This window comes from Dyella monticola, assembly GCF_003363155.1.
Taxonomy (GTDB): Bacteria; Pseudomonadota; Gammaproteobacteria; order Xanthomonadales; family Rhodanobacteraceae; genus Dyella_B; species Dyella_B monticola.
The window spans coordinates 123,641-143,018 of the sequence record NZ_QRBE01000003.1 but is presented as its reverse complement, the minus strand read 5'-3'; the positions used below and the strand labels follow the sequence as shown (position 1 = coordinate 143,018).

Annotated in this window: 20 protein-coding genes, 1 tRNA gene and 3 pseudogenes; 12 read left to right on the top strand and 12 right to left on the bottom strand. The window is 59.8% G+C overall.

All coding sequences use genetic code 11. The features are described from left to right. Positions 1-56: 56 nt before the first annotated feature. Together DWU98_RS06905 and rocF are read right to left on the bottom strand one after the other, a co-directional pair. The gene (locus tag DWU98_RS06905; RefSeq protein ID WP_115494770.1) at positions 57-1,430 is read right to left on the bottom strand and encodes a tryptophan--tRNA ligase; all 1,374 of its coding nucleotides are present in this window, start codon (positions 1,428-1,430) and stop codon (positions 57-59) included. An 83-nt stretch (positions 1,431-1,513) separates the two neighbouring features. Continuing rightward, positions 1,514-2,437 carry an arginase gene (rocF, locus tag DWU98_RS06900; RefSeq protein ID WP_115494769.1) on the bottom strand — a complete coding sequence of 308 codons (924 nt, stop codon included), beginning with the start codon at positions 2,435-2,437 and terminating at the stop codon, positions 1,514-1,516. Positions 2,438-2,718: 281 nt separating this feature from the next. On the opposite strand from rocF, the gene DWU98_RS06895 reads away from it, so the two are divergent. Next, positions 2,719-3,720, top strand: a complete 1,002-nt coding sequence (locus DWU98_RS06895; protein ID WP_115494768.1) for a hypothetical protein — start codon at positions 2,719-2,721, stop codon at positions 3,718-3,720. Between the two features lie 528 nt (positions 3,721-4,248). On the opposite strand, the gene DWU98_RS06890 is transcribed toward DWU98_RS06895, so the two are convergent. The 4 genes from DWU98_RS06890 to DWU98_RS06875 form a co-directional block, all read right to left on the bottom strand. Further along, positions 4,249-4,324, bottom strand: a tRNA-Thr gene (locus DWU98_RS06890). 49 nt (positions 4,325-4,373) lie between these two features. Then, positions 4,374-5,114 carry an SPOR domain-containing protein gene (locus DWU98_RS06885; RefSeq protein WP_115494767.1) on the bottom strand — a complete coding sequence of 247 codons (741 nt, stop codon included), beginning with the start codon at positions 5,112-5,114 and terminating at the stop codon, positions 4,374-4,376. Between the two features lie 31 nt (positions 5,115-5,145). Next, positions 5,146-5,901 carry a type III pantothenate kinase gene (locus tag DWU98_RS06880; protein ID WP_115494766.1) on the bottom strand — a complete coding sequence of 252 codons (756 nt, stop codon included), beginning with the start codon at positions 5,899-5,901 and terminating at the stop codon, positions 5,146-5,148. Then, positions 5,898-6,869 (bottom strand): biotin--[acetyl-CoA-carboxylase] ligase, encoded by a 972-nt coding sequence (locus DWU98_RS06875; RefSeq protein ID WP_115494765.1) that lies wholly within the window; start codon positions 6,867-6,869, stop codon positions 5,898-5,900. Before DWU98_RS06875 ends, DWU98_RS06880 begins: the two co-directional genes overlap by 4 nt. A 173-nt stretch (positions 6,870-7,042) precedes the next feature. Here DWU98_RS06875 and DWU98_RS06870 point away from each other — a divergent pair, with 173 nt between their 5' ends. Next, positions 7,043-7,417 (top strand): hypothetical protein, encoded by a 375-nt coding sequence (locus tag DWU98_RS06870; protein WP_115494764.1) that lies wholly within the window; start codon positions 7,043-7,045, stop codon positions 7,415-7,417. 33 nt (positions 7,418-7,450) lie between these two features. On the opposite strand, the gene DWU98_RS06865 is transcribed toward DWU98_RS06870, so the two are convergent. The 4 genes from DWU98_RS06865 to dusA all read right to left on the bottom strand — a co-directional run bounded on the left by DWU98_RS06865 (position 7,451) and on the right by dusA (position 10,933). Beyond that, positions 7,451-8,860 carry an ATP-binding protein gene (locus tag DWU98_RS06865; protein WP_115495085.1) on the bottom strand — a complete coding sequence of 470 codons (1,410 nt, stop codon included), beginning with the start codon at positions 8,858-8,860 and terminating at the stop codon, positions 7,451-7,453. Continuing rightward, on the bottom strand, positions 8,832-9,518 hold the full coding sequence (locus tag DWU98_RS06860; RefSeq protein ID WP_115494763.1) for a response regulator transcription factor: 687 nt from the start codon (positions 9,516-9,518) through the stop codon (positions 8,832-8,834). Before DWU98_RS06860 ends, DWU98_RS06865 begins: the two co-directional genes overlap by 29 nt. Continuing rightward, the gene (locus tag DWU98_RS06855; protein ID WP_115494762.1) at positions 9,518-9,835 is read right to left on the bottom strand and encodes a PepSY domain-containing protein; all 318 of its coding nucleotides are present in this window, start codon (positions 9,833-9,835) and stop codon (positions 9,518-9,520) included. Before DWU98_RS06855 ends, DWU98_RS06860 begins: the two co-directional genes overlap by 1 nt. Positions 9,836-9,961: 126 nt before the next feature. Next, positions 9,962-10,933 carry a tRNA dihydrouridine(20/20a) synthase DusA gene (gene dusA, locus DWU98_RS06850; protein ID WP_115494761.1) on the bottom strand — a complete coding sequence of 324 codons (972 nt, stop codon included), beginning with the start codon at positions 10,931-10,933 and terminating at the stop codon, positions 9,962-9,964. A 125-nt stretch (positions 10,934-11,058) separates the two neighbouring features. Here dusA and DWU98_RS06845 point away from each other — a divergent pair, with 125 nt between their 5' ends. The 3 genes from DWU98_RS06845 to DWU98_RS06835 all read left to right on the top strand — a co-directional run bounded on the left by DWU98_RS06845 (position 11,059) and on the right by DWU98_RS06835 (position 13,291). Next, positions 11,059-12,243: a site-specific integrase gene (locus DWU98_RS06845; protein ID WP_115494760.1), complete on the top strand. Its 1,185-nt coding sequence runs from the start codon at positions 11,059-11,061 to the stop codon at positions 12,241-12,243. A gap of 269 nt (positions 12,244-12,512) precedes the next feature. After that, complete coding sequence (locus DWU98_RS06840) at positions 12,513-12,803, top strand: type II toxin-antitoxin system TacA family antitoxin (protein ID WP_115494759.1); 291 nt, start codon at positions 12,513-12,515, stop codon at positions 12,801-12,803. Next, complete coding sequence (locus DWU98_RS06835) at positions 12,800-13,291, top strand: GNAT family N-acetyltransferase (protein WP_115494758.1); 492 nt, start codon at positions 12,800-12,802, stop codon at positions 13,289-13,291. Before DWU98_RS06840 ends, DWU98_RS06835 begins: the two co-directional genes overlap by 4 nt. Positions 13,292-13,462: 171 nt before the next feature. Here the strand turns inward: DWU98_RS06835 and DWU98_RS06830 are convergent, their stop codons facing one another. After that, the gene (locus DWU98_RS06830) at positions 13,463-13,792 is read right to left on the bottom strand and encodes a hypothetical protein (RefSeq protein WP_147293246.1); all 330 of its coding nucleotides are present in this window, start codon (positions 13,790-13,792) and stop codon (positions 13,463-13,465) included. Positions 13,793-14,335: 543 nt separating this feature from the next. Beyond that, on the bottom strand, positions 14,336-15,082 hold the full coding sequence (locus tag DWU98_RS06820) for a hypothetical protein (protein WP_147293245.1): 747 nt from the start codon (positions 15,080-15,082) through the stop codon (positions 14,336-14,338). Positions 15,083-15,379: 297 nt separating this feature from the next. Between DWU98_RS06820 and DWU98_RS22175 the strand changes: the two are divergent. From DWU98_RS22175 to DWU98_RS06785, 7 genes and pseudogenes are all read left to right on the top strand, one after another. Continuing rightward, a pseudogene (locus DWU98_RS22175) lies at positions 15,380-15,502 on the top strand (transposase); the annotation flags it as partial. 25 nt (positions 15,503-15,527) lie between these two features. Beyond that, positions 15,528-15,842, top strand: a pseudogene (locus DWU98_RS06810) (DDE-type integrase/transposase/recombinase); the annotation flags it as partial. 63 nt (positions 15,843-15,905) lie between these two features. After that, positions 15,906-16,232 (top strand): hypothetical protein, encoded by a 327-nt coding sequence (locus DWU98_RS06805; RefSeq protein WP_115494753.1) that lies wholly within the window; start codon positions 15,906-15,908, stop codon positions 16,230-16,232. A 9-nt stretch (positions 16,233-16,241) separates the two neighbouring features. After that, the gene (locus DWU98_RS06800) at positions 16,242-16,520 is read left to right on the top strand and encodes a type II toxin-antitoxin system RelE/ParE family toxin (protein WP_115494752.1); all 279 of its coding nucleotides are present in this window, start codon (positions 16,242-16,244) and stop codon (positions 16,518-16,520) included. Positions 16,521-16,584: 64 nt separating this feature from the next. Further along, on the top strand, positions 16,585-16,881 hold the full coding sequence (locus DWU98_RS06795) for a HigA family addiction module antitoxin (protein ID WP_115494751.1): 297 nt from the start codon (positions 16,585-16,587) through the stop codon (positions 16,879-16,881). 233 nt (positions 16,882-17,114) lie between these two features. After that, positions 17,115-17,408 (top strand): annotated as a pseudogene (locus tag DWU98_RS22545) (TraB/GumN family protein); the annotation flags it as partial. A gap of 74 nt (positions 17,409-17,482) precedes the next feature. Then, positions 17,483-19,369 (top strand): M61 family metallopeptidase, encoded by a 1,887-nt coding sequence (locus tag DWU98_RS06785; RefSeq protein WP_115494749.1) that lies wholly within the window; start codon positions 17,483-17,485, stop codon positions 19,367-19,369. The last annotated feature ends 9 nt before the right edge of the window (positions 19,370-19,378 follow it).

Here is a 19,378-nt window from a genome sequence, read left to right as displayed (position 1 = left end):
CCCGGGGGAGGCCGAGGCGCTTCACAACAGCGAAGCTGGTCAATCTATGCTTCGCATTATTCGCCTTTTTCCTGCGCGGCCAGCAAATCCAAGGCAGCACGCAGATCAACGACGGCCGCATCGCGCGTGGCGTCATCGGCATAGTCCGGGCCGGTAGCCACCACTTCGCCATCCAGTTCGAGCACGCACGAGCGCGGCACCGTAAGCACTGTCGCGGCCGTACCGCCCAGCGTCTTCAACCGCTTTTGCACCAAGCCGGCCTGCTTGGGATCGTTGAAGGCTTTGGATAGCAACAGCTCATCGCCTTCCGGCGACAACAGGCGAAAACGGAAGCTGCCGTCCGCATCGCGGAAGCTGGCCAGGCGCGGCGGCTTGGCCGTTTTCGATGCCGCTTTCGACACACCCGACCTCGTGTGCGTGGACGACATCGCGCGCAAGCCGATCGCATCGCGCAGCTGCGCGACTTTCGGCGCCGCGATGGCGCGTGCTTTGCGGGCGCCTTCCTGCAGGATGTCCTCGATGTCGCCAGGACGGGCGATCAAATTTTCATAGTGTTCGCGCATGGGCGCGATATCGGCTTCGAGGCGTTCGTACAACACCTGCTTGGCATCGCCCCAACCGATGCCTTCTTCCAGCGCACGGCGAAACGCCGCGCTTTCCGCTTCGCTGGCAAAGGCACGGAAAATCGTAAACAACGAAGAGCTGTCCGCATCCTTCGGCTCGCCGGGCATCCGCGAATCGGTAACGATGCGCATGATGGTTTCACGCAATTGCCGGGCGCCGCCAGCGAAGAGCGCAATGGTGTTGTCGTAGCTCTTGGACATCTTGCGGCCGTCCAATCCCGGCAGCGTGGCAACCTGCTCTTCAATCACCACTTCAGGCAACACGAAGAATTCACGGCCATAGATGTGATTGAAACGCTGCGCGATATCGCGCGCCATTTCGATGTGCTGAATCTGGTCGCGTCCCACTGGCACTTGCTGCGCATCGAAGGCAAGAATGTCAGCGGCCATCAGTACCGGATACATGTAAAGGCCGGCGGTAATGCCCGCATCCGCGTCCTCGGCTGTTTCGACGTTCTTGTCCACTGCGGCCTTATAGGCGTGCGCGCGATTGAGCAACCCTTTTGCCGTGACACAGGTGAGAAACCACGTCAGCTCCGGAATTTCCGGGATATCGGATTGCTGATAGAACGTGACCTTGTTCGGATCGAGCCCGGCGGCCAACCACGTTGCCGCAATTTCCAGACGCGAACGTTCGATGCGCGCCGGATCATCGCTCTTGATGAGCGCGTGATAGTCGGCCATGAAGAAGAACGCATCCACCTCCGCACGTCGGCTGGCGGCAATGGCCGGCCGGATCGCACCCACGTAATTGCCCAGGTGCGGAGTGCCAGTGGTGGTGATACCTGTGAGGACGCGAGTTTGCATGCGGCGTAGTGGGCTGAATCGGTGACGGGTCAATAACGGTCGGTCGCGCAATCCGTGCGCAACGGAAGCGGCAGTGTACGGGCTCAGTCCGGCTCGCGCATCAAGGTGGATTTGCCGAACAAGGACTCGACCAGTTCCACCGCCAGCCGCGCCGTGCGGTTGCGTTTGTCGTAGGCCGGATTCAACTCCACGATGTCCAGCGAGCCCAGGCGACCGGTATCGGCAATCATTTCCATGCACAACTGCGCCTCGCGGTAGGTCGGACCGCCGCGCACGGTGGTGCCCACGCCAGGCGCGATGGACGGGTCGAGGAAATCCACGTCGAAACTCACGTGCAGATGGGTGTTTTCATCCACGTCGTCGAGTGCTTCTTCCATCGTGCGCTTCATGCCCACTTCGTCGATATGCCGCATGTCGTAGATATCCATCTTTGCCTGCCGCACCAGGCGTTTTTCGCCTTCGTCGACGGAGCGGATGCCGATCTGGCGGAACACATCAGGCGTCACCGCCGGTACGCGTTCGCCGATTTCCACCAGTTCGCGGGGACCGTTGCCGCACAGGCAGGCCACCGGCATGCCGTGGATGTTGCCCGATGGCGTGACCTGTGAGGTGTTGAAATCGGCATGGGCATCCAGCCACAGCACGCGCAGCTTGCGGCCCTGCTCGCGACAGTGGCGCGCCACCGCGCTGATCGAGCCAATGGCAAGGCTGTGGTCGCCGCCCAGCATGACGGGCAGACGCCCGCTCTGCAGCTCCTGGTGGATGGCCACGTGCACGGCCAGATTCCAGGCGATCACTTCGGGCAGGTGGCGATAGCCGTCTTCCGGCGGCTCCCAGGGGTTCATCGGGCCGTGCAGATTGCCGCGGTCGATCACCTCCAGCCCGCGCCGGCGCAGTTTCTCCACGAGCTGCGCCACGCGTAGGGCCTCCGGCCCCATCGACGCCCCGCGGTGCCCAGCACCAATGTCAGTGGGTACGCCAATCAATGCAATCGCCTGCCTACTCATACCGATTTTCTCTTGGTGTTTCGCATAGATACGCAAGTGTAGCCGGTCCAGACAGAGCGGCCCATCAGAGGGGTCGCCCAGGCTTTCAGGCATCTGCTATAACGTGCGCAGGGAACGGGCGATGCGATGGTCATCCGCCACCGGGGGACAACATGACGTGTTCAGTTTGCGGGGCGCCGACATCCGGCGCGTCGACCGTTTGCGGTTCGTGCGACCTCATCGTTGGGCGCGGCCGCTATGCCGGTCCCGGCCGCGGCTCACATTCCTCACGCACACGCACCATGCAAACCGCCGATATCGGAGCAGGCGGGGCGATCGTCTGGTCCCTGGCACTGCTGGCTGCGGCAATTGCAGCGGCCATCCTGCTGTACGGGACGCCCACCAATCCCACCCATGTGGGCTTGGTGATCGGGCACGTCCTGGGCGGCGTGCTGGTAGCGTTGCTGATCGGTGGCCTGTTCTGCTGGCTGGCAAAAACGCGCTTCCGGCGAACGCTATTGGTAACCTGGACGATCGTGCTTCCGGTTGCGTACGGCTCGGTGCTGCTCGACAACCAACAGCAACAACGCGCGCAAGGCGTTCATCAGGCGCTGGTAAGTTTGACCAAGGCCATGGACAGCAAAAATCCTGCCTCCAGCACGTCCGTACCTTCGACAACGAATGGAACGGCATCGATCAACAGTGCGAGCGCTTCGTCGTTGCAGATCGCCATCGAGCACATCACGCAGGACTCCATCGTATTCAAGCAGAAGGAAGCGATACGTCTTCAGGCGCAGCGCGACTTGCATCTTGAAATGGCACTGACGCCGCAGCGACTTGTCTCCGCCCAAGGCATTGCTGCAAGTCGTCAATCACTGGAGCGCTATCGAAGCATGCTCGCCGAGCATCAAATTGAGCTCAAAGCGTTCGAAGATCGCAATCAGTCCTATCTCGCGGAAATTCGGCAACCGTTGCGAACCACCGTGCTAACTGGCTTTCTCCAATCGCGCGCGCAAGGTGACGAAGCCTTCGCCCGATTTTTTGCGGTGGAGAATCGATATATCGGCACCGCCGAGCAGGTGTTGAACGTCGCCCAACAGGCACTAGGCAGATCGCATTTGGATTTTACCGGCAAGCTCATGCTGCCCGAACCCATGCATACGCAGATCCAGGGTTTGGCACAAACCCTCAACGAGGAAGTGTTCGAGGAACGCGCAGCCAAGCAAGAACTGCAATCGCTGAAGGCCGAACACGAGCAAGCGATGGATCGGCTGTTGCAACAAGGCACGCCCTCGTCGCTCTGATCGCGCGTGTATGAATCGTGCATAGACGCTGCGATCAACGCACCCAACTCCTCGGTGTGAGTGGGGCCCTGTGAGACTTCCGCTTGATCGGCGCGCGACACTGGGTATTTACCAATGACTGAAGTGAAGTAGCAATGCTCGATTGTTGAGTCGCAGCGCGCCGAGCCTCACGGCTGGGTGATAGTGCGCATGCAGCGGTCAAGCGGAAGTGACACACATGCTGCGTGTTGGCGTGCGAAAAAGCTATTCGGCAATGCTCTGCAAACAGTGTCAACCTTTACTGACAGAGCGATACATCTTATTCGCCTCATTCCGGTAACGACGGTACACGTTGCACGGCTCCCTGCAGGCAACGGAACGATGCGCAGTACGTTTTGTTGAAGAAAGTGGCGCAGCATGGGTCGACTGCCCTTATGACGGCGGCGGGTTACGCGCTGGCATACCGGAGGACCGCACTGGATGATAAAAAAGGCCAGAACCCCAGTTGCAGGATTTCCGGCCTTGCTTGAACGTGCCTGGATGGCTATCTGGTGCCGACAGTCTGACTCGAACAGACGACCTACCGCTTACAAGGCGGTTGCTCTACCAACTGAGCTATGCCGGCATTGGGCCGTCCATTCTAACAGCGTGGCTACGAGACTGGCATCCTTCCCTCAAAAGCAGCCCGTGCTGTGCGAGCCGATCGCCGGGTCGTGGATGCGGCTACGCCAGTCGAAATGCTTGCTGTCGGTGGGAATCAGGTCCAGCCAATATTCGGGCACGTTTTCGGTGCGCTCGGTGACCTGGGCAGGGAAGCCGGCGGCGAGGATCTCATCCCGGCGTTTGCGCGCGTTGGCAGGATCCTTGAACAAGCCCAGGGAGACGGTGTTCGGGTTGTCGCCCGAACTCACCACGAAATAATCCTGGATGTTGCGTGCACCCAGTGCGCGCGCCTGGGCAAGGGCTGCGGCATGCGTGGCGCTCGGCGGCAAGTGAACCCACCAGCCGCGCATTTGCATGGTCTGCTCCTGGCGCGCACGAATGCGTTGCACTTGCGCGCCAAGCGCGTTCCGGGCAATGCGCAGATCTTCCTGCGTGGCGAAAGGACCGAGCGCCATGCAGGCATAACTCAGCGTATTGGCGTCGGTCGATGCGGCGGCCGGTGCACGCGTGGTGGTCGTGGTGGCGGGCGCAGGTACTGAAGCCGTCGCCGCCGTTGTGGATGCCGCAGACGCTATCGACGCGGCTTGTGCGATGGTACTTGCGGGCGGCGGCAGTTCGGAAAGCAAATGGAGCTTGGGTACGCCCGGGTCCGTGGCGAAGCTGGCATGCGTGTCGTTCTGGCCCAACAGCAGCCACGCGCCTACGGCGATGTTGAACGCAATCAGCAAAACGAATAACAGGCGCAGAACCATTGACCGAGCATCCCCCGTTGGATAGCTGATTCTAGGGTTTCGAAGCCCGCGGATGTGCGGTGGACCACACAAGCAAACCGCGCAGCACGCTGTCAGTGGCCAGCTCCGCCGGAATGTCCAGCAACGACAGCAAGGCGCCAGCGTCGCCGCCATCCAGCAGCAGGCGCTGCGTGCCCGGATGCTGCCGGGCCACATGGTTGGCGAAGCGTTCGATCAGCGCCGCAACGGCCTGCCAGCAGCCCGAGGTCACGGCGTCGGTGGTGTTGTCCGCGATGGCGCGGATAACGCCCGGGCGATCCGGCCGCACACGCACCGTCGCACCGAGCAGCGATTGCTGCATCAGCAGTGGACCGGGCGCAATCAACCCGCCCAGGTGTTGGCCATCGGCGGCGAGTGCATCGAGCGTCAAGGCCGTGCCGATACCTGCCAGCACACAGGGCGCCTGACCGGCAGCGCGGGCCGCCACCATCGCCAGAAAGCGATCCACGCCCAAGCGCTGCGGTTCGGCATAGGCGTTACGCACGCCGCAGCCTTCGGCGGGTGTGCGCACCCATTGGACGTCACGCGCGAACGTTTCGCTCACAACTCGCGCGACCTGCAGCTCGCGCGTCGCATCCACCACCGATGCGCCAAACACATCCTGCGGCGGTGGCTGATTGCGCCACGCCTGCGCGAGTGCCGTCGGCACATCTTCTTCCCACGCCACGGCGCCCCGCGCGTGCCAGCCCACGTCGGTCGCCAGTGCCCATTTCAGGCGCGTGTTGCCCAGATCGAGCAAGAGCTTCATGCGCGTCGCACCGTGACGTCGGCGCTGTCGATGCCATGCACGCCATGCGCGGTTTGCAGCTGCAACGCGCCACGCGCATCGATACCGGCACCGATACCATCCAGCTCACCGGAGGGACTGCTCACGTGCAGCGGTATACCGCGTAGGGCGTCATGTTCGGCGTAGTCATCGGCGAATGCGGCAAAGCCATCGCGCTCAAATTGCTCCAGCCCGTCGACGAGGCTGTTGATCAAGGCGGCCGCGGCGTGATTACGGTCGGGCGGCACGCCCTGGGCGAGCGTAGCCAGGTCACACACGGGCTGGCCGGCCTGTTCGCGCAGGGCATTGGTGAGCCGAAGGTTGAGGCCGATGCCGATCACGGCCGCGCACGGACCTTGGTATTCACCGCTGAGCTCCACCAGGATGCCGGCCAGCTTGCCGCCGTCGGCCAGCACATCATTGGGCCACTTCAGGCACGGACCGTGGATACCCAGCGCGTGCAGCGCGCGCAGCACGATCACGCCGGTCGCCAAGGACAAACCGGAGAGCGCGGCAAAGCCGCCATCGAATCGCTTCAGGCAGGAGAGGTAGATGTTCAAGCCCGGCGGCGACAGCCACGTGCGCCCGCGCCGGCCGCGGCCGGCTGTCTGCGTCTCAGCCATCACGACGCTGAAATCGGGCGCACCGGCGCCACGTCGCTGCAATACGCTGGAAGTGGAATCGATCTCCCAATGCACGTCCAGCCCACCCAGGCGAGACGCGAGCGCGGCGGACAGGTTGGCGCGGATGGCCTGCCCATCCAGCATCTGGATCGGCCAAGGCAGCCGATAGCCGGCCACGCCGGCGGATTCAATCGGCACCCCGCGATGCCGCAAGGCCTCGATCTGCTTCCAGATGGCGGCTCGCGTGACGCCGGCCTCGGTGGCCAGACGCGAACCGGAAAGTGTTTCCCCGGACGCCAGGGCAGCGAGAAGCTGTTGCGGCTGCATGTCTCAGCAGGCCTGTAGACGGGCGACCGCGGCGGGTCGCCAGGGGGCGGGAACATGGGAATGGGGCATCGGGCGATTCTAAGGCAGGCGCCGCGGCCGGGGCACTGGTATCGGACCGGGGTTTCTGGGACCATCCAAAAGATAGGCAATATGCCTTTGGGGGCTTTACCGCCATGCGTGCCACATCGTTGCTGCTCGGATGCCTGCTGAGTCTTGGCGCCGTCGCCCAGGCGGTGGCCGCTGGTGCGCCAGCGACGGGTGACGTGAGCGCAAGCACCGGCTGCACCGGCCACGGCAACAGCGATCATGGCAGCGGGCATGAAACGTCCGCATCCAATGGCGACGGGTTGAACATCTCGCGGAGTACGAGCGCGGTGTCTTCCTCTTCGTCCAGCAGCAGCACCCACGGCAGCAGCTCTACCAACAGTACGATGGACGATGCGCCCGCCCATTTCGGGGGCAGCGATACATCGCCTGATGGCGCTTCGCACAGTTCTGGTCCCTCCGGGCTGAGCTGGCAATCGCTGCTGCCCGGTTCGATCCAGTAACCACTCTCATGCGTTACTGCGCATCGCCGCCCATCAGGCCGGCGGCAGTACCACGCTGAAGCGCGCGCCGCCGAATTCCGGCGAGTGATCCACCGTCAATTCCCCGCTATAGGCGCGCACGATGTCCTGCACGATGGAAAGGCCGATGCCGTGGCCTTTGACGCGCTCATCGCCACGCACGCCACGCTGCAGAACCTTCTCGACCTTATCTTCTTTGATGCCGGGGCCATCGTCCTCGACACTGAGCAGCAGGCCCGGGCGCGGGCGACCCGGCTGACGATCGGTTTTCACGACCAGCAGCACGTGGTGCTGCGCCCACTTGAAGGCGTTTTCGAGCAGGTTGCCCATGAGTTCGAGCAGATCGCCCTGCTCGCCGTAGAACGCGGCGCCGTCTTCGATATCGAACTCGCACAGCACGTTTTTCGCGGCATAAACCTTTTCCAGGCTTTGCACGAGATCTTCGGCATGTCCGGCGATAGGCACCGCACTTGCCGCAAAGGTCTGGCGCCCGGTGGTTGCCGCGCGTGCCAGCTGATAGGCGACCAGTTCGTCCATGCGGCGCACCTGGTCCAGTAGCGACCCGCGTACCGAGGTGGATACATCGGACGATTCCACTTGCGAACGCATCACCGCCAAGGGCGTTTTCAAGCTGTGTGCGAGATCGGCCAGGGTGTTGCGATAGCGCGTACGCTGTTCGCGTTCGCTTTCGATGAAGGCATTGATGCGGTGCGTGAGGCCGGTCAGCTCGATGGGATATTGGCTATCCAGATGATCGCTGTTGCCGCGCTCGACGCGGCTCATGTCGCTGGACACTTTGCGCAATGGCGTAAGGCTCCAGCGCAGCAGCAACAGTTGCAGCACGATCAGCATCAGGCCCAGCGTGGCAAGCCAGCCGACCAGGCTGCGGCGATAGACGGCCGTGTTGCTTTCGAGTTCGTCTTCGGTTTGCGCAACGGTGAACGTCAGATGCACCGCGGGCCGATCAGGCACGTCCAGCGCCACGCCAAAGCTGTAGTAGTAGAGCCGCCCCAGTTCCGTATCCACCGGGCCGATGAATTGATGATCGCCCGGCTCCAGCGGATGCAGAAAGCTGAAATCACGACCCAGCGCGGAGGAGGACTCCCAGTGGAAGTTGTTGTCGCCCAGCACCACGGCATACAGGCCGGAGCCCGGACGCGAGAACATCGGGTCCGGCGGCGTATCGGGCATCAACGGCGTACCGTCGCGACGCGGGTCGGTACCGGCGATGTAGGTTATGACGTAGTTGTGCAGGCGGTCCTGCAGTTTGTTCAGTTCGCTGGCGTTGTAGGTGCGTGACAGCGTCCAGCCGATGGCGCCCAGAAAGGCGGCCAGCACAAGGCCGGTGGTGAGCGCCGCCCGCGCCGCCAGCGAAAACGGGCGGCGCTCGGCTGCATCATTCGTCTTCGCTGCGGGGGATGGCAAAGCGGTATCCGCGTCCACGCACCGTCTCGATCGGCTTCAGAGTGCTTTCTGAATCCAGCTTTCGGCGCAGCCGGCCGATGAAAACCTCCAGCACATTCGAATCGCGATCGAAATCCTGTTGATAGATGTGCTCAGTGAGATCGGCTTTGGACACCAGCTCACCCGCGTGCAGCATCAGGTATTCCAGCACTTTGTATTCGTAGCTGGTGAGGTCCACCGGCTTGGTTTCCACCGTCACGGTTTGCGCGGTGGTGTCCAGCTTGATGGGCCCACACGCCAGCACCGGCTTGGACCAGCCGCTCGCGCGGCGCACCAATGCGTTGATGCGCGCCAGCAACTCTTCCACGTGGAACGGCTTGACCAGGTAGTCGTCGGCGCCGTGCTTGAGGCCTTCGACCTTGTCTTGCCAACTGCCGCGCGCGGTGAGGATCAGGATGGGGTATCGCTGTCCGGCCTCGCGCAATGACTTGACCAAATCCATGCCCGACATCTTCGGGAGACCCAGATCGATGATGGCCAGATCGAACGGCACTTCACGACCCAGGTACATGCCCTCTTCGCCATCCTGGGCGGTATCTACGGCAAACCCGTCGCGTTTGAGTCGGGCCGCCAGCGTTTCACGCAGCGGCGCTTCGTCTTCGACCAGGAGGATGCGCATCAGTGTTTCTCCTTCTTGCTTCCGCCGTTGGGGAACTTCTTGGGGGATTGTGCCGCAGGCGGCACACGGGTGGCATCAGAGGGCATTCTGAAAACGCGCACATGCCCTTCGGGCGTAAGCACCTTGATACGGTACTCCACCTTATTGCGCCCGATGTGGCGCGGCTCGGCCGACAGCACCTTGCCGCCCACCTTTTGCTGTACTTGCGTGACAGCCTCGTCCAGGCTCATGCCGGCCTGTGGCGACGACTGCGCGACAGCCGTGCCGGCGAGCAGCAGCCCGGCCGCGACTATCCATGCGAATTGCTTCAAAGCCATAGTTCCGTGCTTGCGTGCCGGAGACCCCGGCCGACGGAACATACTGCGCAACCTGGGCTGAATAATGACCGGACGGCCGAATCCAGGGCCCTAAGCGGGTACCGTGCAAAGCCCGTCAGATTCTCTTCACGCCGCCATCCGCATCGGCGCCATCGCCCGTTCGATCAGCGACCAGCCGGCGCCTTCCAGGTGCGCGCCTTCGCTCAGGACGCGCCGAAAACCACGTGCGCCCGGCTCGCCCTGGTATAGCCCCAGCAGATGACGGGTGATGTGCTTGAGTGCGGTGCCGCGCGCCAGCTCCGCGTCCACATAGGGACGCATGTGCTGCAACACGCTTTCGCGCGTGGGCAGCGGCACACCGTACAGCGCCTGCTCGACCCGCGCGAGCACATACGGGTCGTGATACGCCGCACGCCCCAGCATCACGCCATCGACCTGCGCAAGATGCTCGCGTATCGCCGCCACCGTGGTGATACCGCCATTGATTACCACGACCAATTGCGGAAATTCGCGCTTGAGGCGATAGACACGCGCATAGTCGAGCGGCGGGATCTCGCGATTCTCCTTCGGCGACAAACCCTGCAGCCACGCCTTGCGCGCGTGCACCACCAGCACTTGCACGCCCGCCTCAAGCATCGTCTCGGTGAAATGTTGCAGGTCCGCGTAGTCGTCCTGATCATCCACCCCGATGCGGCACTTCACTGTCACCGGCACAGACACCGCATCGCGCATTGCCTTCACGCAATCGCCCACCAGCGCCGGTTCACGCATCAGGCACGCACCGAAACGCCCTGACTGCACCCGGTCGGAAGGACAACCGACATTGAGATTGATCTCGTCATAGCCGGCCTGCGCGCCATAACACGCGGCCTGCGCCAACTCGTGCGGATCACTGCCCCCCAGCTGCAGCGCGACCGGATGCTCCTGCTGGCTGTGCTCGAGCAATCGCAACTGCTTTCCGCGCACCAGCGCCGCGCTGGTCACCATTTCGGTGTACAGGCGCGTGTTGGGCGAAAGCAGGCGATGGAAGTAACGGCAGTGCCGGTCCGTCCAATCCATCATCGGGGCCACGGAAATCATATTCCGTTTTGAATTCATATAGTTACGCTGTATAATCAGGGACATAGGAACGCTTTTGTGCACGCTCGTGTGCACTGTAGAACGCTGAAATATGCCTCACTACGACCCCTCTGTGCACACATAGCGCACACGGAACGCACTCCATGGCCACCTTCCTGCAACTTCCCTCGGGTAATTGGCGCGTCCAAGTTAGACGCAAGGGTCATTACCTTAGTGAGACTTTCCGGCGCCGAAAAGATGCGGATAGCTGGGCACTGGATGCCGAGCGCAGGATTGATCGAGGAGAGAAGCCGACCAGTCGTACATGCGTTGATCCAACGACTTTTGAGCACCTCATCGATCTACATCTCACCGACATGCACGAGGTCGGCAAATCCCCTCGACGCACCAAACGATTTTCACTTGAGTTGCTCAGGGAAAAACTTGGAAAAGTTCAGATTCGCGATCTAGGGCGCGAGCGCTTCATCCAATTTGGGAGGAACCGCGCGAAAGAAGGAGCCGGCCCTGCGACGTTGAGCATGGATATCGGTTATATCCGGACGATTCTGTCTCACGCTGCGGCGGTTCACGGGATTGATGTTTCGACGGAATCCATCGCGCTCGCGCGCATCGCGCTCAAGAGACTCGGGTTGGTTGGAAAGTCACGCGAGCGTGACCGACGACCCACGCCTGACGAGATCAGCAGAATTATTGAGTACGCTGCGAACAATCCGCGACAGACCATCCCGATAGATAGAATCGTTCCGTTCGCGATTGCGACAGCCATGCGGGAAGATGAGATCTGTCGATTCACGCGGGAGGACGTAAATCAAGCAACACGCACTCTTCTCGTTCGGGACCGCAAAGATCCTCGAGAGAAAGAGGGAAATAACCAGAAGGTTCCGCTGTTGGATGCCACTGGCTTTGACGCATGGCGGATATTGCAGACGCAAGCCCGCCTTTCGAAGGGGACTGATCGCGTTTTTCCCTACAACCCGCGGTCTGTGGGGACGGCCTTTCGAAGAATCTGCAAGAAATTGAAGATCAAGGATCTGCACTTTCATGACTTGCGACATGAAGCCACGAGTCGATTGTTTGAGGCCGGATTTTCGATAGAGCAAGTGGTGCTGGTGACTGGTCACAAAGACTGGAAGATGCTGAAGCGGTACGCCAATCTACATCCCGAGAACCTGCATAGCATCACTCGCAGCAAATCATTCCGCGAACGCAATGAGAAAAAGTTCCCAGGGGCAGCCATAGCAACGAAGCGCAACCGCAACGCCTCTAAGAGAGATCGGCAAGGACAACGCTTTGAGGATGTAAGCACTACGCTTTCAGACGCTGCCTAACAGGCCGCAAAATGCTAATACCAATCGTGACTACTTAATCGGATTGGGATATCGACGTTGGGCCCGGGCGGGGTGCTGAAAGTGAAGCGTGGCTGTCGCGCCATAAGCGCACGCCGGTTGATAAAGGCGACCCATACCGGCTCCAGAGGCAACGCGATATAGCCAAGGCTCGGGGCCACCAGGGCGCAAGCAATGAGCGCCTTATCGATGGCTGTAATGACGATGTCGTTACATCGTGGTAGACTGGGCGAAACATAGGAGCCTGCGCCATGCCAGCTACCACCACAGACCACTCCAAGCGGGAAACGCTCAATCTTCGGATCAAGCCCGAGGAACGGAGCTTGATCGACCGTGCGGCCAAGGCGCGAGGCAAGAATCGCACATCGTTCGTGCTGGACGCTGCGCGTGCGGCCGCTGAAGAAGCACTATTGGATCGAACCGCCATTACGGCCAGCGCGAAAGCTTACGCCGCCTTTCTGGCCCGCCTAGACATGCCGCCCCGGCCGAATGAACGCCTGCGCAAAACCATGCAGACCCCGGCTCCCTGGGAGAAGGTGTGACCCTTGCCGCGCCCGAACCGCTCGGTCCACACCACGATGTGGAGCCCTTTCAGTCGGGCGTGGAGACATTGGACATCTGGCTGAAGCGGCGTGCTCTGAAAAACCAGAGCAGCGGCGCATCCCGCACGTTCGTCGTCTGCGAAGGTGCTCGTGTAGTGGCGTACTATGCCCTGGCGGCCAGTGCTGTAACGGTCGATGCTGCACCGGGCAGGTTCCGGCGCAACATGCCAGACCCGATTCCTGTGGTGGTACTCGGTCGCTTGGCGGTAGATCAATCGCAGCAAGGGAAGGGCATCGGTCGTGCCCTCGTGCAAGATGCCGCCCGTCGTGTCCTTCAGGCCGCCGACGCGATTGGCGTGCGCGGTATGCTGGTGCATGCGCTCTCGGCCGATGCCAAGGCATTTTACGAGCGGCTCGGATTCGACCCGTCTCCGCTTGACCCCTTGCTGTTGATGATCACACTGGTGGACCTACACGCGGCGCTGTGACTTCACCGCCCGGCATCGGCCGAGAGCGCACGCACCCAATTTGCCAGCAGTCCGCTGCACCAATGAGAGCCCGAGCGTCGGCGGCCTTCACACTCGCACATGCCGGGCTAAGTGCTTTGAAGTGAATTGGCTGTCTACCAGCGAAGCCACATCACTCAACATCGGCTTTCATCATTCGCTGGATCTCTTTGACGTAAACCAGCCTGTAATTAGGTTCGCACCGATAGCCGCGATAACACCAGGAAACACGAACGCCCACACAGCGGCAATGCTCTTAGCCTTGTCGTGCGTCGTCTGGTCAATCTTTTTAGACTGAGCCAGCAGGTCGAATAAAGTTCCCATGTCCGTAAAAAGACCGAACGCCAGCGACGCAAGCAACACAAGGAAGATGCCAACCAACAAATTGCTGTGCCGCCAGGGCTCATTGCCTTTCATCGCACACAAAACTACAAAGCCAACGATGCAAAGGCCGAAGCCCATCCAGTTTTCATAGCTTGTCATATGTCCCCTACGTCTTCCGTCCGTCATTAAGTCTGAATCCATAGCGTAGCGTAACTATTCGGCACTGATCATTCCGATCGCTAAGACTTCTGAGCGTCCGCCGCACGCACTCGCCGAGTGATGACCAGGTATCCCACAGTAAACGCGATAAACAATCCCAGCAGCTGAACGTTACTGCCGAACCTCACAAATTCATACCCAAATCTGCGAAGCCCAAATATCGCTAGGCCGTACGGAAGTAGAAACCAGAGAAGACTAGCGATAGCCTCAATCAGAAAGCCAATCGGCTTCAGGCGGACCAATAATATTGCTCCCAAACATCCGAGTAACCCGCATATCAACGTGTAGGAATTGTGGAACATCCAATGCTCCTTCCAACTGTCGGCGTCCCATGCATAACCAAGGTGAGTGACGAGCGGGCCAGCCGCCTGAGACATACGGTTCGTAATCACCAGGCCATAAATCGACGAACCCGCAACCGCCAACCAGGCCATCAGGACCAGCACCCCAACAACTATCAATACGGTTCGCATCGATCTGCCCCTATGCAATATCCAAAGATGCAGCCTGCTCGAGTGTCGCCAGCAACAGCGTGATCGTATGCTGTACGTGATCCGCCCGAACGTCGAAAGTATGCAGAGAGCCAGTGACGCCGCCATAGGCACGATCTGGCTCTTCCAGAAAACCAGCCTGCTCCCGAGACACTATAAGCTGCAAACAAAACCTCAATCCGGCTAGGGCCGACTTCTTATAGCGCTCCATACGAACCGTGTCGCCTAGACGCCGCGCTGCGGCAAGCCCCCTTACTACCGCCTCCGTATAAACCACGGATGAGACACTTGGTGGTACGGCGGTTTGCACGATGAAGCCACCATTTAGCCCATCCCGGCTGCGATCTGTGAGTTGAAGTCCAAGCAGCCAATCAACTTGTTCAAAGACGAAGGCGGCATAATCCGAATTACCGCACAGCGATGCTGCGCGGGACCAGGCTTCCGCATGCCAACCGACGAACGCTGTCGTCGGCTTCGTTCTAAAGTGATCTCTGTAGTATTCGAAAGCAACATTAACCAGCTTAAGCTTCTCTCGATCCCCCGCTTGCGCGTTCAATAGTAGAGCGACCAAAGCTTCGCCTGGATAATAATCAATACCTTTCCCATCTGCGCGGTCCGATCCCGGATTGCAACAGAAAGAGCCATCGGCCTCCTGTGCAGAAGAGATGCTTCGGAACAGAGCCTCCCGCTGCTTTTCAAAGTGGCCGTTGAATGCCGGCACTGTCAGGCTGGCGGCCAACAGCGCCGTGGATCCAAGTTTCCCCCAAACCTTATCCCCGCTCCCAGGTTCTCTTACGAGCAGACCGCCTTTCCAGGGGCCTACGTTTTTCAGAATGCACTCAATTGCCCGTCTCGCGCTCTGAGCAACAGCTGGCATGCCTGCAAAATAGCAAGAGCTCGCAGCAAGAGCCATTGCGTATGCACATCCTGAAGCCCTAACGGAATTTGAACCCTCTCGTGAACTCGCGCCCGCGAGCGGTGGTACGCCCCCGGTTCCGTAGACACCTGATAGTGTCTATTGAGGATCGGAGGATCTATGACCAGCAAACGTTTCACCGACGAGTTCAAGGCTGAGGCGGTCAAGCAAGTTACCGAGCGCGGTTATCCCGTTTCGGAGGTCGCAGAGCGCTTGGGGATGTCGACGCACAGCCTGTATGCGTGGCTGCGCGAACAAGGCGTAAGCCGTTACCTACCTGCGCACCGCCGAAGGTTGGTTGTACCTGGCGGTCGTCATCGACCTGTATTCGCGCGCGGTGATCGGCTGGTCGATGAAATCCAGCCTGGCACGCGAACTGGCCTTGGATGCTCTCCTAATGGCGATCTGGCGGCGACGCCCCACGGCGGAGGTCGTCATTCACTCCGACCAAGGCGTGCAATACGGCAGCGATGATTGGCGTCGCTTCTGTCGCGAGCACGGGCTTCAGGTCAGCATGAGTCGACGCGGCAACTGCTGGGATAACTCGGTGGCCGAATCGTTCTTCAGCAGCTTAAAGAAGGAGTGATCTTGCCCCTCTTCCGCGGACACCCGGTTAAGCGATTCAATTCGCTATCCGAGGTGATCCATGAAGCAGAAGACAGGTGTGAAGCAAACCCGGCAACGTTACAGCGAGGAGTTCAAGGAACAGGCGTTGCGCCGAGCCGAGCAGGAAGGCGTGGCGACGGTTAGCGACTACGTGCAACATGCAGTGGCTCGTCACGAAGAGGGCCGCACCGGTAACCATCGCAGACGATTTTATCTGGGACCTTCGAGGTACTTAAGTCGGCACGATCCTTTCTCGCCCTATCTGCAGTTCGACGTTCTTACCGATGCACGGTTTCGCGATCAGCACCGGCCAGCTATCCACGTGAAACACATAGTATCGATTGACGTTACTACCGCACCTCGGTAGTATTCGCCCATGATAAGGACTTTCCGCGACAAAGCGACAAGGGAACTGTTCGAAGGCAAGCGATTTCGTCGGTGGGTCAATATCGAAGGTGTAGCCATGCGCAAGCTGGCCATCCTTCAACGTGCCGCCACACTGGACGATCTGCGCATACCGCCGAACAACCGACTTGAAGCGCTAAAAGGTGACCGGAAAGGTCAACACAGCATTCGGATCAACGATCAATTCCGGGTTTGCTTCAAATGGCGTGACGGTGATGCGTACGATGTGGAGATTGTCGACTATCACTGAAGTGACGCACGACCGAGACAAGTAAGACCAAGACCGAATAAGACAGAATGAGGAAGGTGTAACAATGCGCACCATACCCTACCCGCATCCGGGTGAGATCCTGCTTGAGGAGTTCCTCAAGCCCATGGACGTAACACCCTACCGGCTCGCCAAATCCATCGACATTTCGCAAACGCGCATCGGCGAAATCATCGCCGGCAAGCGCTCCATAACCGCCGATACGGGACTGCGCCTGGCCAAGTTCTTTGGCACGAGCGAGGGCTTTTGGACGGGCCTGCAGGACGACTTCGATCGCGCCATGACCAAAGATCAGATTGGCGACCAACTGGCGAAAATTGAGCCCTATTCGCACGCCGCGTAAAGAAAGGCCTCTTAGATCTTGCCAATCGAATCTCAGTGGAGATTGAATCGATTGCCAAGCCTACAGGCGAAGGGACCTAGTGTACGTAGTCTGCGAAAGCGCCACGGATTGTGATAGTGGAACCCTCCGCAGTGAATCGCTGTACTTCCAACGCAGCTTACTTACGGGTGAAAGCTGGTACTACTTGCGTGTGGATACACCGCATGGTGTGACGATCAACGGACGCCAACCGCAACATTTATGTTGATTGGGCCGCAGGCAATCAAGCTCCAGCATCGACCGAGGTGGAGCGCTACAGTCGCGACTATCCCGAACTCGCTGAAGAACTTACCTTTAGACGAAATAAAGCATGGCTACCGCGATTCGAAACCATGCTTGCCTCGAAAAGCACTTCGATTGTGATTGTCGGTCTATTCCACATGGTAGGGCCGCGGGGAATTCTGTCCCTCTGTAAGAAGGAGGGGTTAAGCGTAGAGCGCCTCTCGCTGATTGAAGCTACTCAACGTGTCCACAATGCCGGCCATTGAAGTCGATTTAAACGCTTTTTACGTGGTGCGCGTCCAACGCAGAAGGCCTATTGCGTTTAGCCAGGGAGATCACCTTGAACTGCCGCCTTCCCATCGCCGCCGCCCTTTTCGCCGCTCTTTGCATAGCCAACGTCAGCTCAGCGGGCGAAATACCGGTACCGAAAAATCAGGATTATCCGGCGGGCACGCTGAAAATAGCGGTAGACGCCACCGATCTAAAACATCGGATTTTTAGTGTTCATGAAACCATCCCGGCACGCCCCGGAGCATTGACGCTGCTGTATCCGCAATGGATTCCCGGCACGCATGCGCCCATTGGCCCGATCGACGCGCTGGCCGGGCTGGTCATGACGGCCAATGGAAAGCGGCTCGATTGGGTCCGCGATACGCTCAACGTTTATGCATTTCATGTCACCGTGCCGCCAGGCGCTCACAGCATCGACGCTGCTTTCCAGTTTCTCTCGCCGCTGGATAAAAGCCAGGGACGCATCGTCATGACGCCGGAAATGCTCGATTTGCAGTGGAACACGGTAAGCCTTTATCCAGCGGGTTATTACGCAGACCGCATCCGCGCCCAAGCGAGCGTAACGTATCCGCCAGGCTGGCAATCAGCCACGGCGTTGAACGTCGCATCCATTGCCGGCAACACCGTTGTCTATGCACCCATCGACTATGACGATCTGGTGGACTCGCCCGTGTATGCGGGGACATATTTCAAACGGATCGACCTGGACCCGGGCGCCTCAGCCGCTGTACATCTGAATATCTTTGCGGACGACCCCCAATACCTCAATGTCCCGGCAGATCAGATCGAAGCCTACAAGAATCTCGTGCAACAAATGTATCGGCTCTACGGCGCGCGCCACTACGATCACTACGACTTCTTGCTGGCGTTGAGTGACAAGCTAAGCCGGATTGGACGTGAGCATCACCGTTCCAGTGAACTCGGCGCCAGCGCCGATTACTTTGAGCATAAGAGCGCGCACATACCGCAGTACGAATTGCTCCCGCACGAGCTCAATCATTCCTGGAATGGCAAGTATCGTCGCGGCGCTGACCAAGACACCGCCAATCTCAACGAACCTTTGCAGGATGGTTCGCTCTGGGTTTACGAAGGACAGACCCGATTGATGGGATACGTCATGACCGCGCGCGCGGGGCTTTGGACGCCCGAGCAAGCCAGGGACATGATCGCCAGCGTAGCGGCAACATTCGATACAGGCCGCCCCGGCCTGGCCAGTTGGCGCACGGTGCGAGATACCACGAACGATCCTGCAATGCGCGCGAGCGCAACGTATATAAGTTACCAGGCCACCTACGACTATTACGGCGCGGGAATGATGATCTGGCTCGATGTCGACGGCCAACTGCGCGCGCTGAGCCATGACACGCGTAGTCTGGATGATTTCTGCAAAATATTTTTCGGCATGCAAAACGGCAGCTTTGCCGTTAATCCCTATTCGTTTGAAGACGTCGTCAACACGCTCAATGCCATCGCACCGTTCGACTGGGCGTCCTACCTTCGCGCCCGGTTGGATGGACATGGCCCATTGACCGGCGGCATCCAATCGCATGGCTGGAAGCTGGTTTACACCGATGAACCGTCGGCAGACATGAATGAATCCAACCACGCCACCGATCTCACCTATTCCATCGGCGCTGTCATCGGTAGTGATGGAGACGTCGAAGACGTGGTATGGAACAAACCCGCGTTTGTGGCAGGACTTGCTCCGGGAATGAAGGTCATTGCGATCAATGGCAAGACGTTCTCCGGCGATGCGCTCAAAGCGGCGGTCATCGCAGCAAAGCGAGATAAGACGATGGCGATCGAACTGCTCGCCGAGAATCTCGGCGAGAACCTTGCATTACATATCAACTACCACGACGGCTTGCGCTACCCGCATCTCGTTCGCGGTGAGGGACGAGATACGCTCAGCGAGCTGCTTGCGCCTCGCCCATAGAGGCTGCTT